This is a genomic window from Streptomyces griseoruber, from assembly GCF_001514205.1.
GTDB classification, from domain to species: Bacteria; Actinomycetota; Actinomycetes; order Streptomycetales; family Streptomycetaceae; genus Streptomyces; species Streptomyces griseoruber.
Window position 1 is genome coordinate 288,241 of record NZ_KQ948773.1, and the last position, 15,670, is coordinate 303,910.

The 15,670-nt window shown below is 71.3% G+C and carries 12 protein-coding genes; 8 read left to right on the top strand and 4 right to left on the bottom strand.

Features of this window, described 5'->3' with window-relative positions; translation table 11 throughout:
• The first annotated feature begins 90 nt into the window (after positions 1-90).
• A complete protein-coding gene (locus AQJ64_RS27215) occupies positions 91-1,680 on the top strand; it encodes a FadD3 family acyl-CoA ligase (RefSeq protein ID WP_059203067.1) in 1,590 nt (529 codons plus the stop codon).
• 125 nt (positions 1,681-1,805) lie between these two features.
• On the opposite strand, the gene AQJ64_RS27220 is transcribed toward AQJ64_RS27215, so the two are convergent.
• Together AQJ64_RS27220 and afsR are read right to left on the bottom strand one after the other, a co-directional pair.
• A complete protein-coding gene (locus AQJ64_RS27220; protein ID WP_059203068.1) occupies positions 1,806-2,009 on the bottom strand; it encodes a hypothetical protein in 204 nt (67 codons plus the stop codon).
• A gap of 222 nt (positions 2,010-2,231) precedes the next feature.
• Positions 2,232-5,204 (bottom strand): SARP-family global regulator AfsR, encoded by a 2,973-nt coding sequence (afsR, locus tag AQJ64_RS27225; protein WP_055636185.1) that lies wholly within the window; start codon positions 5,202-5,204, stop codon positions 2,232-2,234.
• A 216-nt stretch (positions 5,205-5,420) separates the two neighbouring features.
• Between afsR and AQJ64_RS27230 the strand changes: the two genes are divergently transcribed.
• The 3 genes from AQJ64_RS27230 (at position 5,421) to AQJ64_RS27240 (ending at position 8,391) form a co-directional block, all read left to right on the top strand.
• Positions 5,421-6,662, top strand: a complete 1,242-nt coding sequence (locus AQJ64_RS27230; protein WP_055636184.1) for an amidohydrolase family protein — start codon at positions 5,421-5,423, stop codon at positions 6,660-6,662.
• Between the two features lie 65 nt (positions 6,663-6,727).
• Complete coding sequence (locus tag AQJ64_RS27235; protein ID WP_079061977.1) at positions 6,728-7,615, top strand: TIGR03619 family F420-dependent LLM class oxidoreductase; 888 nt, start codon at positions 6,728-6,730, stop codon at positions 7,613-7,615.
• A 125-nt stretch (positions 7,616-7,740) separates the two neighbouring features.
• A complete protein-coding gene (locus AQJ64_RS27240) occupies positions 7,741-8,391 on the top strand; it encodes a helix-turn-helix transcriptional regulator (RefSeq protein ID WP_055636183.1) in 651 nt (216 codons plus the stop codon).
• 18 nt (positions 8,392-8,409) lie between these two features.
• Here AQJ64_RS27240 and AQJ64_RS27245 read toward each other — a convergent pair whose 3' ends face one another.
• Together AQJ64_RS27245 and AQJ64_RS27250 are read right to left on the bottom strand one after the other, a co-directional pair.
• The gene (locus AQJ64_RS27245; protein WP_055636182.1) at positions 8,410-9,204 is read right to left on the bottom strand and encodes a hypothetical protein; all 795 of its coding nucleotides are present in this window, start codon (positions 9,202-9,204) and stop codon (positions 8,410-8,412) included.
• Between the two features lie 60 nt (positions 9,205-9,264).
• Positions 9,265-9,996 (bottom strand): hypothetical protein, encoded by a 732-nt coding sequence (locus tag AQJ64_RS27250; RefSeq protein ID WP_055636181.1) that lies wholly within the window; start codon positions 9,994-9,996, stop codon positions 9,265-9,267.
• 211 nt (positions 9,997-10,207) lie between these two features.
• On the opposite strand from AQJ64_RS27250, the gene AQJ64_RS27255 reads away from it, so the two are divergent.
• The 4 genes from AQJ64_RS27255 to AQJ64_RS27270 all read left to right on the top strand — a co-directional run bounded on the left by AQJ64_RS27255 (position 10,208) and on the right by AQJ64_RS27270 (position 15,561).
• The gene (locus AQJ64_RS27255; protein ID WP_055636180.1) at positions 10,208-10,978 is read left to right on the top strand and encodes an SDR family NAD(P)-dependent oxidoreductase; all 771 of its coding nucleotides are present in this window, start codon (positions 10,208-10,210) and stop codon (positions 10,976-10,978) included.
• Between the two features lie 137 nt (positions 10,979-11,115).
• Positions 11,116-12,234 (top strand): LLM class flavin-dependent oxidoreductase, encoded by a 1,119-nt coding sequence (locus AQJ64_RS27260; RefSeq protein WP_079061964.1) that lies wholly within the window; start codon positions 11,116-11,118, stop codon positions 12,232-12,234.
• A gap of 118 nt (positions 12,235-12,352) precedes the next feature.
• Positions 12,353-14,083: an N-acyl-D-amino-acid deacylase family protein gene (locus tag AQJ64_RS27265; protein ID WP_055636178.1), complete on the top strand. Its 1,731-nt coding sequence runs from the start codon at positions 12,353-12,355 to the stop codon at positions 14,081-14,083.
• Positions 14,080-15,561 (top strand): aldehyde dehydrogenase family protein, encoded by a 1,482-nt coding sequence (locus AQJ64_RS27270; RefSeq protein WP_055636177.1) that lies wholly within the window; start codon positions 14,080-14,082, stop codon positions 15,559-15,561. Before AQJ64_RS27265 ends, AQJ64_RS27270 begins: the two co-directional genes overlap by 4 nt.
• Positions 15,562-15,670 lie beyond the last annotated feature (109 nt).

Sequence of the window (15,670 nt, forward strand, 5' to 3'; positions counted from 1 at the left end):
AGCCGACGTGGCTGACAGGTCGTCAGGTTACCGCTAATCTGACGGGTAGTCAGCTACTGGGTCAGCTACCGGGAGGCAGGGAGGCCGGTCATGCGCGGTGACGTGGAGTGGGGGACGATTCCCGAACTGGTGCGCCGGGCGGCCGAGCGGTACGCGGACACCGAGGCGGTGGTCGAGGGCCGCACCCGGATCCCGTACGGCGAACTCGGCGCCCGGGTGGAGCGTGCGGCGGCGGCCTGCCTGGCGAACGGGGTGCGGGCGGGCGACCGGGTCGGCATCTGGGCCCCCAACTCCCTGGACTGGATGGTCGCGGCGCTGGGCGCGGTGACGGCGGGCGCGGTGCTGGTGCCGCTCAACACCCGTTTCAAGGGCATGGAGGCGGCGGACGTGCTGCGCCGCAGCGGGGCCCGGCTGCTGTTCGTGACGGGGACCTTCCTGGGGACCTCGTACGTGGCCTCGCTGCGGCGGGCGGCCGGGGAGGGGCCCTCGGGCGGCCGGGGTCCGCTGCCGGGCCTGCCCGCCCTCGAACAGGTGGTGGTCCTGTCGGACGACGCGCCCGTGGACTTCCGCACCTGGAAGGACTTCCTGGCGAGCGGGGAGGGGGTGGGCGCGGGGGAGGTGCGGACCCGGGCGGACTCGGTGCGCGGGGACCGGCCCTCGGACCTCGTGTTCACCTCGGGCACGACGGGCCGCCCCAAGGGCGCGGTGATCACCCACGCGCAGACCCTGCGGGCGTACGAGGTGTGGAGCGACCTGGCCGGCCTGCGCCACGGCGACCGCTACCTCATCGTCAACCCCTTCTTCCACACCTTCGGCTACAAGGCGGGCGTGATCGCCTGTCTGATGCGGGGCGCGACGATGATCCCGCAGCCGGTCTTCAACGTGGACACGGTCCTCGCGAACCTCGCGGCGGAGCGGGTCTCGGTCCTGCCCGGCCCGCCCACGCTCCACCAGTCCCTGCTGGACCACGCGTCGAGGGACACCTATGACCTGTCCGCACTGCGGCTGGTGGTGACGGGCGCGGCGGTGGTGCCCCTCCAGCTCGTCGAACGGCTGCGGGGCGAACTGGGCGTCGGGACGGTCCTCACGGCGTACGGCCTCTCGGAGGCGAGCGGCATCGTGACGATGTGCCGCCGGGGCGACGACCCCACGGTGATCGCCTCGACCTCGGGCCGCGCGATCCCCGGCACGGAGGTACGGGTGGAGGCGCCTCCCGGACAGCCCGGGGAGGTCCTGGTCCGGGGCTTCAACGTCATGCGCGGCTACTACGAGGACGAGGCGGCCACCCGGGAGGTGCTGACCCCCGACGGCTGGCTGCGCACGGGTGACATCGGCGTCCTGGACCCGGCGGGCAACCTGCGCATCACCGACCGCCTGAAGGACATGTTCATCGTCGGCGGCTTCAACGCCTACCCGGCGGAGATAGAGCAACTCCTCGGCCTGCACCCGGACGTCACGGACGTGGCCGTCATCGGCGTCCCGGACCCCCGCCTCGGCGAGGTCGGCAGGGCCTACGTCGTCCGCCGCCCCGGCGCGCACCTCACCGCCGACGACCTCATCGCCTGGGCCCGCCGCGAGATGGCGAACTACAAGGTGCCGAGGTCGGTGGAGTTCGTGGGGGAACTGCCGCGCAACGCGAGCGGGAAGGTCGTGAAGGGGGAGCTGCGACGGCTCCCCTAGAGACGGACGCCGGCACCCGCACCGGCACCCGCACCCGCACCCGCACCCGCACATGCACACGCACCGGCCGTGGTGACTCCCCTCCGGGTCACCACGGCCGGTGCGTGTCCTGCGGTCACGTCACCTCAGCGCACCGGCTTGAACGGCTCCGACGTCGCGTGGATGTCCTTCGTCTCGATCGTCTCGTCGACCGGCTCCGTGGTGGCGTGGATGTCGCCCTGCGTGGTCGCCTCGCCGTTGGCCCCCGTGATGAGAGCCGCTTCGGCTGCCTGGACGGGCTCGGAGGTGGCGTGGATGTCCTGCTGCTTGACCTTCGACTCGTCGCTCATGATCGCTCGCTTCCCCATGTGGTGTGCTGTGCTCGGGTGATCAGGGCCCACCCGGTCCGTCCCCCGCGGATGGCCGGGCGGGCCCTCGGGCCGCCCGTCCCCCCCCGGTTCTCCGGTGGGCGGCCCCGCCGCGATCCGTCCGTTCCCCGACGGGACGCATCGACTGCCCCTGAGCATGGAGCCCGACGATAAACGAACAATGAACGACCCGGGCAACCGGGTTCAGGTGGTGGGCGCGGTGGACAGCAGGGCCCGCAGGGCGGCCGCTTCCGGGGAGCCCAGCTCCTCGTAGACCCGTACCGCCTCCTGCCAGCAGACCTGGGCCCGGCCGGTCTGGCCCACGCCGGTGAGGGCGTGCCCGAGCACGGTGAGGACATTGGCGCGCCGCCAGTCCCCGCCGATCCCGCGCAGCACGGTCAGCGCCCGCTCCGCGTGGCCCGCCGCCTCACGGAACCGCCGGCCGGCGAGATCCACCTCGGCCAGCCGGAACAGCGTCATGCCCTCCCACAGCCGCTGCCGGCTGTCCCGGAACACCCGGAGCGCCTCCAGGAGCCGTTCGGCCGCGGCGTCGAGCCGGCCGCTCTGGGTGAGCGCCATGCCGAGGGCGTAGCGCCCGTTGGCCCCGCGCATGGAGTTGCCCATGCCGTCGTAGATCTCCATGCCCTCCTGGGCCAGCGCCACGGCGCTGTGGGTGGATCCGGTCGCCAGATGCATCCGGGAGAGGTTGCACAGCGCGCTGGCCTCGCCGGGGCGGTCCCCCAGGGTGCGGAAGTGCTCCAGCGCCTGCGAGAGGTGCTCCTCGCTGTCGGAGTGGCGGCTCTGGTAGAGGGCGATGACCCCGCGGGCGTTGCGGGCCCAGCACGCGGTCAGCAGGTCGTCGGCCGCGTGGGCGAGGCGGATCGCCCGCTCGGCCTCCTGGTCGGCGGTGTCGAACCGGCCGCCGTCCAGGTGCGTGTGCGCCGAGGTCATCAGCGCCCGGGCCTCGGTCCTCGGGACGACACCGGCCTCCCGCGCCGCCTCCAGCAGGGCCTTCGCGGTCGCCTCGTACTCACGGGAGTTGGCCCCGGACTCGGAGATGTCGTGGACCGTCCACAGCAGGTCGACGGCCTTGTGGAGGGTGCCCGGCCGCCCGGCGCCCTGGCGCGCGCAGGCCAGCAGGCAGTCGGCCTCCGTGTACAGCCAGTCCCGCGCGGAGGCCCGGTCGGAGAAGACGAGCCCCGGACGCTCGGTCCGCTCCAGATGGTCCACCAGCCGGTCGCCCGGCCGCTCCAGCGCGTACACCCCCACCGCCGTGGCCAGGTAGAAGTCCAGCAGCCGCGACAGCGCCTCCTCCCGCCCCCCGGCCGGCTGCTCGTCGCGTTCCGCGCACGCACGCGCGTAGAGGCGTACGAGGTCGTGGAAGCGGTAGCGGCCGGGTGCCGCGGACTCCAGCAGCGAGGTGTCGACCAGGGACTCCAGCAGGTCCTCGGTGTCGACCACCGGCAGGTCGAGCACGGCCGCGGCGGCGGCCAGCGAGATGTCGGGGCCGTCGGCCAGGCCGAGGAGGCGGAACGCCCGCGCCTGGGCCGGCTCCAACTGGCCGTAGCCCAGCTCGAAGGTGGCCTTCACCGCGAGATCGCCCGCCTGGAGCTCGTCCAGCCGCCGTCGTTCGTCCGCCAGCTTGGCGGCGAGCACGGACACCGTCCAGGTGCGCCGGGACGCCAGCCGGGACGCCGCGATACGGATGGCCAGCGGCAGGAAGCCGCAGGCCGCGACCACGTCCAGCGCGGCCTTGCGTTCGGCGGCCACCCGCTCCTCGCCCACGATCCGGGTGAAGAGGGCGAGTGCCTCGTCCGGGGACATCACGTCCAGGTCGACGAGGTGCGCGCCCGCCAGGTCGACCATCCGGACCCGGGAGGTGATCAGCGCGGCGCAGCCCGCCGTGCCGGGCAGCAGCGGCCGTATCTGTGCCGCGTCGCGCGCGTTGTCCAGCAGGACGAGGACCCGTCGCCCGTCCAGCACCGACCGGTACAGGGCCGCCCGTTCCGCCAGGGAGTCCGGTATCGCGGAGTCGGCGGTGCCGAGCGCGCGCAGGAAGGAGCCGAGGACCGTCTCCGGCTCCGCCGCGCGGGGGCCGGTGCCCTGGAGATCGACGTAGAGCTGGCCGTCGGGGAAGACCGGCCGGGCCTGATGGGCGACGTGCACGGCGAGGGTCGTCTTGCCCACGCCGCCGATGCCGGCGAGCGCCGAGACCGCCATGACCCGGCCCTCGGCCGAGGCCAGCACCTCGCCGAGCTGCCGGACGAAGGGCGCCCGCCCGGTGAAGTCGGGTACGGTCGCCGGGAGTTGCGCGGGGCGCACGCGGACGACCCCCGGCTCGGCCGGCGAGGCCGAGGGCTCCGCCAGCTCCGGGTCCGCCTGGAGGATACGGCGCTGGAGTTCCCGCAGCCCCGCGCGCGGGTCCACCCCCAGCTCCTCCGCCAGCAGCCGCCGGGTGTCCGCGTACACCGCCAGCGCCTCCGCCTGCCGGCCGCTGCGGTACAGCGCCAGCATCAGCAGCTCCCGCAGCCGCTCGCGCAGCGGATGCGCGGCCGTCAGCGCGGTCAGCTCGGAGACCGCCTCCGCGTGGCAGCCCAGCTCCAGGTCCAGGTCCAGCCGGTGCTCCAGCAGCCCCAGCCGCCACTCCTCCAGCCGGACCCGCTGGGTCTCCGCGTACGGACCGGGGACCCCCGCGAGGGCCTCCCCGTCCCACAGGCCCAGCACCCGGTTGAGGCCCTCGCGGGCCCGGCCCAGGTCGCCGGACGTGCGCGCCTTCTCCGCCTCGGCCGCCCACTCCTGCGCGACCGCGAGGTCCAGCGCGCCCTCGCCGAGGCCGCGCACGGCATAGCCGCCGGACTCGCTCACCAGGACCCCGGGGTCCAGCACCTTCCGCAGCCGCGAGGCGTACGTCCGTACCGCCGCCAGTGCCTGCGACGGAGGCTCCTCGCCCCACAGCGCGTCGATCAGCTCACCCGCCGTCGCGGTACGGCCCTCGCGCAGCAGCAGGGCGGCCAGCAGCGCCCGCTGCTGGGGGGACCCGGTGTTCAGATGCTCCTCGCCGCGCCGTGCGCGCACCGGGCCGAGCACGTCGAAGCGGAGCGCCGGCGGTTCCCCGGTGGAGCCGGGACGCCTCTGCTCCGGCACGCGCGGGCCGCCGGGTCCTACGCGGTGGTCCATCAGGGCTCCCCTTAGACATCCGAAGTACCGGTTCATCTTGCCTTGTCGGTGCCGGAGTCGTCAGCCGCGCAGGACGTCGATTCCGGGCGGTACACGTGAGTCGGCACAGCCCTCACATCCGGGACGCACACCTCTCCACAGAGTCGATCAACTCCGGCCCCGTCTGATACAGCCGACGGAGCTGACGGGTCGTCAGATCGGCGCTACCGTGCCCCCATGGAGACCACATCCGGCACCACGACCCCTCTCCCGCTGATCATCTCCGTCGACGACCACACCGTCGAACCCCCCACCGTCTGGCAGGACCGGCTCCCGAAGAAGCACCTCGACACCGGACCGCGCATCGTGCGCGCCCCGCTGAAGGAGATGACCTTCCTCGGCGGCCACTTCAAGCCCGTCATGGGCGGACCCGGCGACGACGGCCCGCTCGGCGACTGGTGGGTCTACGAGGACCTCAAGCGCCCCCTCACCCGCCTCGACACCGCCGTCGGCTTCAGCCGGGACGAGATCAAGCTGGAGGTCATCACCTACGAGCAGATGCGCCCCGGCTCCTACGACGTCCCCTCCCGGCTCGCCGACATGGACGTCAACCACGTGCAGTCCGCGGTTTGTTTCCCCACCTTCCCGCGGTTCTGCGGCCAGACCTTCACCGAGGCCGCCGACCACGAGCTGGGCCTGCTCTGCGTGCGCGCCTACAACGACTGGATGGTGGAGGAGTGGTGCGGCCCGCAGGCGCGGGGCCGGCTGATCCCGCTCACCCTCATCCCCCTGTGGGACGCCGAACTGGCCGCCGCCGAGGTCCGCCGCAACGCCGCACGCGGCGTCCGCGCCGTCGCCTTCTCCGAGATACCTCCGCACCTGGGCCTGCCCTCGGTCCACACCGACTACTGGGACCCGTTCCTCGCCGCCTGCGACGAGACCGGCACGGTCGTCGCCATGCACATCGGCTCGTCGAGCCGGATGCCCTCCACCTCGGCCGACGCCCCGCCCGCCGTCGGCTCCACCATCACCTTCGCCAACTGCTGCTTCTCGATGGTCGACTGGCTGATGAGCGGCAAGTTCGAACGCTTCCCGAATCTGAAGGTGATGTACGCCGAGGGCCAGATCGGGTGGATCCCCTACATCCTGGAGCGCGCCGACGTGGTCTGGGAGGAGAACCGCGGGTGGGGCGGGGTCGCCGACAAGGTCCACCAGCCGCCGTCCGAGCTCTTCGCCGACCACGTCTACGGCTGCTTCTTCGACGACGCCTTCGGCCTGCGCAACCTGGACTCCATCGGCCTCGGCAACGTCCTCTACGAGACCGACTACCCCCACTCCGACTCCACCTGGCCCAAGTCCCGCGAGGTCGGCGAGGCCCAGATGGGCCACCTGGACCCGGAGGTCGTCGAGCGGATCGTCCGCGGCAACGCCATCGACCTGCTGGGCCTGACCCCGGACGGCCTGTGGGGGCCCCGGTGAGCCTCGACGGGCCCCCGGACCGCGTCGCCTACGGCATCCAGCTCCCCGTCCAGTCCCAGTCCGCGATGTTCGCCGAGCCCTGGGAGGCGGACGCGGGACCGGCGGACCTCGTGGAGATCGCCCGCGCCGCGGACCGCGCCGGATTCGCCTATGTCGCCTGCTGCGACCATGTCGCGATCCCGCGCCGCCTCGCGGACGCGATGAGCACCGTCTGGTACGACCCCGTGGCCACCCTCGCCCACCTCGCCGCCGTCACCGAGCGCGTCCGGCTGCTCAGCCATGTCGCGGTGGTCGGCCTGCGCCACCCCCTCGTCACCGCCAAGCAGTACGCCACCCTGGACGCGCTCTCGGGCGGCCGGCTGATCCTCGGGGTCGGCGCCGGGCACGTACGGGAGGAGTTCGAGGCGCTCGGGGGCGACTTCGAGCGGCGGGGCGCCGTACTGGACGAGACGCTCGACGCGCTGCGGGCCGCGCTCGGGGAGGAGGAGTTCCCGGTCCACCACGGCAAGCGGTACGACTTCGAGGGGCTCGGGCAGCGGCCCCGGCCGGCCCAGGCACGGGTGCCGCTGTGGGTCGGCGGCTCCTCCCCGGCGGCGGTCCGCCGGGCCGCGCTCAAGGGCGACGGCTGGCTGCCCCAGGGGGACCCCAGGGACCGGCTGCCCGCGCAGATCGAGCGGATCCGGCGGCTGCGTGAACAGGCGGCTGTTCAGGAGCCGTTCGTCGTCGGCGCCATCACCGAGCCCCTGTACGTGGGGGCACCCGCCTGGGACGTCGGCCGCCGCACCCTCACCGGCCCGCCGGAGGTCCTCGCCGAGTCCCTCCGCGCCTACCCGGCGATGGGCGTGGACCAGATCCAGGTGCGTTTCCGCTGCCGGAGCCGAACCGAACTCACCGACCAGATAAGCGAGTTCGGGGCGGAGGTGGGGCCGCTGCTCAAGGAGCCGCCCGCCTGACCCACCTCCTGACCTCACCTGTCTGACAGCCGAGCCGAATTTTCTTGAAGCTTTGAACACGGCCACGCCGAGCCGCGTATGTACGGACGTACGGACGTGATGGTTCCGGCGGAAGGACCCGTGAAGTGCGATCCTCCGAACGACTCTCCGTCGCCCTCGCCTGCGCGGAGGGCGACTGGCCGTGCGACGACTGGCCGGCCCCGGACGACCCGTACGTGGGCCGGGTCGTCCGGCTGTCCCGGCCCTTCCGTTTCCCCGAGGACGTGGACGTGGTCGTCCTGCGTTGCGAGGACCCGTCGGCCGTTCTCCGGGATCTGCGCGAGCTGGGGCGCAGGGGCATCCCGGTGATCGTCATCAGCCCCCGCCGGGACACCGATGCCGTGGTCGAGGTGTTCCGCATCGGGGCCGGCTATCTGGTCGAGGGCGACTACTGCCCCCGGATGCTGTCTTCGGCGGCCGTGGCGGCGGCCCTCGGGCACACCTACCTCTCGCCCTCCGCGGGCGCCGCGCTGCGGGAGGGGGCCCGGTGGATATCCATGGGCGGCGACGCCGTCGAGCGGCTGCGGGGCCTGCTCTCGCCGCGTGAACGGCAGGTCATGGAGCTGCTGTCGACCGGCCTGGGCGCGCAGGAGATCGGGCTGAGATTACGGCTGAGCGAGAAGACCGTCCGCAACAACCTCAGCAACATCTACGCCAAGCTGGACGCGCGGGGCAGCACGGACGCGGTCCTGCGGTGGCTCGGGGCCACTCCGGTCGCGCCCGTACTTCGCACCTGAAAATATTTCAGTTCGCTCTCATGGTGCGGGAATTTCCGAGACCGGGATTTCCACGTCAGTGACGGCGTCGCCGCCTTCGTTGAATCCGGGCTCTGTCCGGAGGCTGTTCCCCGAGTTGATGATGCCGTTCGCCTCGGGCGTACCGCATTTCACGTTGCGCAGCCACAGCCGGCCGTCCGGCGTGCCGTTGTTCAGGATCTGCGGATAGAAGACATGGACCGACGTGCCGCCATCGCTCGGTGCGAAGAACACTTTCTGGCCGTCCTGTTCCTCCTTGTAGGTGGCCCGCAGGAATCCGCTCACGTCGGTGCGCTTGTGCGACCACATGAAGAAGCCGATGCTGTCCGGCTGGACCGTGTCGGAGCGGCTGAACGCGAGGCCGGTCGCCTTGTCGTCGCGCGAGACCTTGAACTCGGTGGTGTTGAATTTCGCACCGATCTCGAAGAGGGAACCACCCAGACTCGAATCGGCGCTCGCGGTGAATCCCTCCTGCAGCTGAACCACCCTGGTGACAGATGTGCTGACATTGAAGGTGCTGGTCGCCGCGGTCGTCGTCCCGCAGTTCTGGGTCACGGGTGAGACGCGCTCGTTGGGGCCGAGGCTGTTCGCCTTGGCCTGGACGTCGACGAACTCGCACTTCTCGAGTTTGTCGGAGTCCGAGGAACAGTCGGAGGTCACTTCGGACGGGGTGGAGGCGTTCGCCTGGTTCATCAGCGGGATGATCACCGCGAGGGCTGCGACGGGTGCCAGAGCGAGGGTGATGCGCTTCTTCTTGCTGCGGTGCCTTCTGGGGCGCGGGGCGGGGGTGGTCATGGGTCCTCCTGGGGATGGCGTGCTGGTCGAAAGCTGGGACTTCCTGCGCTGTTGCCGGGATCAGCAGTCCTCCAGGACCGCCTTGGAGGTGCCGTCGGCGATTCCCGGCGCGCCCGCGGCACCCGGCAGGACGAAGGGCCCCTCGACGACTTCCGGCGCTACGAAGTTCTGCTCGGGCGTGGCATTGGTGGTGGTCGTCGCCTCCCTGGCGTCGATCCGCGCTCGCCATTCGCCGGTCATGCGCTGCATCTTCGGCGTGAACTCCATGTGGAGCACCTTGCCGACCGGCACCTCACGCTGTTCCGTGGCGCTGGCCGTGGCCGAGTTCACGGTCATGTCCAGAGTGCTCTTGTGCTTGACCCAGGATCCGCTGAGGAATCCGAAGAGGCCGCCGCCACCGCCCTGGTTGGTCTCCGTGTATTTGCCCTTGCCCTGGGCCACGGTTGCCGACCAGGTGACGGACACCTTCGCCGGATCGGTGGCGTTCGGCTCACAGTTCGGGAAATCGATGGACGACTTCTCGGTGGGGCCGTCGAAGGTCTCGAACTTCGTCTCGACGTAGTCGCAGTTGTCGGCCTGGAAACCGTCCGCGAACCCGCCCTTGGCGGATTGTTGCTCGCCGTTGATCACCGCGGCCCTGTCGCACATCGCCACGATCTGCTCGGGCGTCTTCTCATCGGCCGCGTTCGCCGACGGCAGCAGCGCGACAACGGCGCCGCCGGTCGCCAGCGCCGCGCCGATCGCGACGAACCGGATCTTCTTGTTCTTGAACTTCCTGCTCCTTTTGGCCATATCCTTTTCCGCTCTTGGGGGTGCCTTTGCATTTCTGCTGTGGATTATTGGGGTTCTGCACAGGCTGCGGCCAGGGTCAAATATCCCTACTCGCAAGTCACTTGATGTGTACTTATGCAATTCTCGCCGACTCTTGACCACTGTCTGACGCATCGTCAGTTCCGGCGTTACGATGCTGAACTCCAGTGATGCGATGCGAAGGGGGTTCGGCATGGGCAAGCTCGACGGGCGCGTCGTCCTCGTCACCGGCGCCGCACGCGGCCAGGGGGAAAAGGAGGCCCGGCTGTTCCGGGCGGAGGGGGCCGAGGTCGTCGTCGCCGATGTGCTGGACGACCAGGGCGCGGCCCTCGCCGAGGAGATCGGCGCGCTGTACGTGCACCTGGACGTGGGGCGGGAGGACGACTGGCGGTCCGCGGTGCGCGCAGCGCAAGCTGCCTACGGCCGCCTCGACGGCCTCGTCAACAATGCCGGCATCCTGCGCTTCAACGCCCTCGTCGACACGCCCCTCGACGAGTTCATGCAGGTCGTGCAGGTCAACCAGGTCGGCTGCTTCCTGGGTGTGAAGACGGTGGCCCCGGTGCTCGCGGACGGCGGCACGATCGTCAACACGGCCTCGTACACCGCCGTGACCGGGATGGCGGCGGTGGGCGCGTACGCGGCGACCAAGCACGCGATCCTCGGGCTCACCCGGGTCGCCGCCCTGGAGCTCGCGCCACGCGGCATCCGGGTCAACGCGATGTGCCCCGGCGCCGTCGACACCGCGATGTCCAACCCGTCCCTCCTGGACCCGGACGCGGACCCCGAGGAGACCTCGAAGGCCCTCGACGGGCTGTACCGCAAGCTCGTGCCGCTGGGCAGGGTCGGGCGGCCGGAGGAGGTGGCCAGGCTCGCCCTCTTCCTCACCTCGGAGGACTCCTCGTACATCACCGGACAGCCGTTCGTGATCGACGGGGGGTGGCTGGCCGGGGTCTCCATCATCTGAGGTCCCCCTCTTCTGAGGTCCCCATCATCCGAACCAAAGTATCTGACTACCCGTCAGGTATTGACCATCCAGCAGATCTGACGGATCGTCAGTGAACCGAATGGACCGCAATCCAGGACCTGGGACGGTGAACCTCCGTGGAATTCGGGCTCTTTGTACAGGGATACGTGGGCAAGCGCGCCGAGACCGACCCCCTCGCCGAGCACAAGGCGCTGATGGAGGAGACCGAGTACGTCATCCAGGCGGACAGGTCCGGCTTCAAGTACGCCTGGGCGTCGGAGCACCACTTCCTGGAGGAGTACTCGCATCTCTCCGCCAACGAGGTGTTCCTCGCCTACCTCGCCCACGCGACGGAACGGATCCACCTCGGATCGGGCATCTTCAACCCCCTCGCCCAGGTCAACCACCCCGTGAAGGTCGCCGAGAAGGTCGCCATGCTCGACCATCTCTCCGAGAACCGCTTCGAGTTCGGGTCCGGCCGGGGTGCCGGCTCGCACGAGATCCTCGGGTTCATACCGGGGGTGACCGACATGAACTACACCAAGGAGATCTGGGAAGAGACCATCGCCGAGTTCCCCAAGATGTGGCTCCAGGACGAGTACGCCGGCTTCCAGGGCAAGCACTGGCAGCTCCCGCCGAGGAAGGTGCTGCCCAAGCCGTACGGCAAGTCGCATCCGGCGATGTGGTACGCGGCCGGGTCGCCGCCGTCGTACGAGATGGCCGCGCGGAAGGGGCTCGGCGTGCTGGGGTTCAGCATCCAGAAGGTCTCCGACATGGAGTGGGTGCTGGAGAAGTACAAGACCGCGATCGTCAACGCGGAACCCGTCGGGGACTTCGTCAACGACAACGTGATGGTGACGACCACGGCGATCTGCGCGCCCACGCACGACGAGGCCATCCGTGTCGCCGTGAGCGGCGGGCTGCACTATCTGCCGTCGCTCGTCTTCCGGTACCACGACACCTTCCCCCGGCCCGAGGGGTTCCCGGAGTGGCCGGAGACGCTGCCCGAGTACACGCCGGAGTTCGTGGAGCTGCTCGTCGAGGAGGAGCTGCTGATCTGCGGGGACCCGGACGAGGTGCTGCGGCAGTGCAAGCGGTGGGAGCAGGCGGGGGCCGATCAGTTGTCGTTCGGGCTGCCGGTGGGGGTGCCGAAGGAGGAGACGTTGCAGACGATCCGGCTGATCGGGGAGCACGTGATCCCGAAGATCGACACGGATCCCGTTCACCGGACGACGCGGTTCCGTCAAGCCGCTTGATCGCCGTTGCGGGGTGCGGGTGCGTCGTGGTCTGTCGCGCCGACGTGGCGGAGCCGCAAGTCGATCCGGCCCCGCGCCCCCAGGTGGGCATCCGGCACGTACCTCGAGGAGGCACCCCATGCTTGATCACGTCATCAAGGGCGCGACCGTCGTCGATGGGACCGGGGCGCCCGCCTGTATCGCCGACGTCGGTATCCGGGACGGGCGGATCGCCGTCATCGGTGTGGTCACCGAGGAGGCCCGCACCTCCGAGGACGCCACCGGACTCGTCCTCGCCCCCGGATTCGTCGACCCCCACACCCACTACGACGCCCAGCTCTTCTGGGACCCGTACGCGACCCCCTCCCTCAACCACGGCGTGACGACCGTCGCCGCCGGGAACTGCGGGTTCACCCTCGCCCCGCTCAACCCCTCCCGTCCCTCCGACGCCGACTACACCCGCCGCATGATGTCCAAGGTCGAGGGGATGTCGCTGGTCGCGCTGGAGGAGGGGGCGCCGTGGAGCTGGAGTTCGTTCGGGGAGTACCTGGACGCCCTGGAGGGGCGGATCGCCGTCAACGCGGGGTTCATGGTGGGGCACTGCGCGCTGCGGCGGTATGTGATGGGGGCGGACGCGGTCGGAGGGCAGCCGAGCCCGGAGCAGCTGGACGCGATCGTACGGCTGCTGCACGAGGCGATGGAGGCGGGCGCCTGGGGGTTCTCCACCACGCAGTCGTCCACGCACTCCGACGGGGACGGGCAGCCGGTCGCCTCGCGGCATGCGGGGCCGCAGGAGCTGCTGGCCCTCTCCCGGGCCGTCGGTGAGCACGAGGGGACGCAGATCGAGGCGATCGTCGCGGGGTGTCTGGACCAGTTCAGCGACGCCGAGATCGATCTGTTCGTGGAGATGAGCGCGGCGGCCGGGCGGCCCCTGAACTGGAACGTGCTGACCATCGACTCGGCCGTGCCGGAGCGGGTGCCCCGGCAGCTGGTGGCGAGCGAGCGGGCGCGCAAGGCCGGCGGGCGGGTGGTGGCGCTCACCATGCCGATCCTCACGCCGATGAACATGTCCCTGGGCACGTTCTGCGCGCTGAACCTGATCCCCGGGTGGGGGGAGGTCCTGGGACTGCCCGTGCCGGAGCGGATCGAGCGGCTCGGCGATCCCGACGTGCGGGCCGAACTGGTGCGGCGGGCCGGCTCCAAGGAGGCGGGCGTCTTCCGGCGGCTCACCAACTTCGGGCGGTACGTCATCGGCGACACGTACAGCGCGGCCAACGAGGGGCTCACCGGGCGCGTGGTGGCGGACATCGCGCGGGAGCGGGGGCTGGATCCGTTCTCCTGCCTGGTCGAGATCTGCGTGGCCGACGACTTGCGCACGGTCCTGTGGCCGATGCCCACCGACAACGACCCCGCCTCCTGGGCCCTGCGCGCCGAGGCCTGGCAGCACGAGGACGTGATGCTCGGCGGCTCCGACGCGGGCGCGCATCTGGACCGGATGTGCGGAGCCCCGTACACGACCCGCTTCCTGGGCGACTGTCTGCGCGGGCGGCGGCTGGCGACGCTCGAACAGGCCGTGAAGATGCTGACCGACGACCCGGCGCGGCTGTTCGGGCTGCGGGAACGCGGGCGGGTGCGGGAGGGCTGGCATGCGGACCTCGTCCTGTTCGACCCGGACCGGATCGACGCGGGCAAGGCCACCCTGGTGCACGACCTGCCGGGTGACAGCCCGCGCCTCGACTCCCGTGCGGTGGGGGTACGGGCCGTCTGGGTCAACGGCGTCGAGGCCATCCGCGACGACGTGGTGACCGGGGCGGTGCCGGGGCGGGTGCTGCGGTCGGGGCGGGACACCGAGACGGTGAGCACCCGGTGAGTTCCCGGCCGGTTCCTCAAGGGGGCGACGGGCAGCGGCTGTTCGTCGGCGGGGCGTGGACCGAGCCGGACGGCGGGTACTACGAGGTGACCGACCCGGCGACCGAGGAGACCGTCGGCGGGGCGCCGGAGGCCTCCCGGGAGCAGGCCCTCGCGGCCTGCGCGGCGGCCCGGGAGGCCTTCGGTCCGTGGTCCCGCACGGCACCGGAGGAGCGGGCGGCGATCCTGGGCCGGGCCGCCGACATCATCCGCGGGCAGCTGGAGCCGTACGCCGCCCTGGCGCAGGCCGAGACCGGCGCCACGACCGGTACCGCGCGCGGAATGCAGGTGGGGGTGGCCGGGGCCCGTTTCCGGCGGTACGCGCGCGTGGAGCCCGCCGAGTGGGCGATCGCGCCGCAGATCAACGAGGCCGGGCCGATGGGGAGGGCGGGCGTGATGGGCGCGCTCGCCGTACGCCAGCCGGTCGGGGTCGTCGCCTGCGTCACCTCGTACAACAACCCCTGGGCGAACCCGGCCGGGAAGATCGCCCCCGCACTGGCCATGGGCAACACGGTGGTCGTGAAGCCCGCCCCGCAGGACCCCCTGTCCGTGTACCGGATGGCGGAGGCGCTGGAGGCGGCCGGGGTGCCGCGCGGGGTGGTGAACGTCGTCTCCGGGCGGGCGGTCGCCGTCGGCGAGGCGGTCGTGGAGTCGCCGGACGTGGACATGGTGAGCTTCACCGGTTCGACGGCGGTCGGGCAGCGGATCGGCGAGGTGTGCGGGCGGGGGATGAAACGCCAGCTCATGGAGCTGGGCGGGAAGGGCGCGGCGCTCGTCTTCGACGACGCGGACCTCGGCTCGGCGGTCGCCGGCATCGGCACCACCTTCTCCTTCTACAGCGGGCAGATCTGCACGGCCCCGACCCGGGTGCTGGCCCAGCGCGGGGTGTACGGACGCCTGGTGGAGCAACTGGCCGCCTACGCAGGCCGGTTGAAGGTCGGCGACCCGAGGGGGCGGGACACGGTGGTCGGGCCGGTGATCTCCGCCGCGCACCGGGACCGCGTGGAGTCGTACGTCGAACTCGGCCGGAAGGAGGGCGCGACCGTCCTGGGCGGGGACGGGGCGGGGCACGGGCTCCCCTCCCGTGGGTTCTACGTCGGCCCGACCCTCCTCGCGGACTGCACCAACGACATGCGGGTGGCCCGGGAGGAGATCTTCGGACCGGTGGTCGTCGTCATCCCCTTCGACGAGGAGGACGAGGGCGTGGCCCTGGCCAACGACAGCGACTACGGCCTCATCGACTACGTCTGGTCCGGCGACGTGGCCCGCGCCTTCCGCGTGGCGCGGCAGCTGCGCGCCGGTGGCGTCGGCGTCAACACGGTCGCCCGCAACATGGAGGCGCCGTTCGGCGGCTTCAAGAAGAGCGGGGTGGGCCGCGACGTCGGCTCGTACGCGCTGCACGCGTACAGCGAGGTGCAGGCGATCGTGTGGCCGGGGTGAGGCGGCTCCGGGTGGCCGAAAATCATCCTTGTCGTGGCTTGATCAAAAATTGGCTGCGCCTTCGCGGTTAACACCTGTTAATCTCCCGACGATTCCCGGCCATGACCCG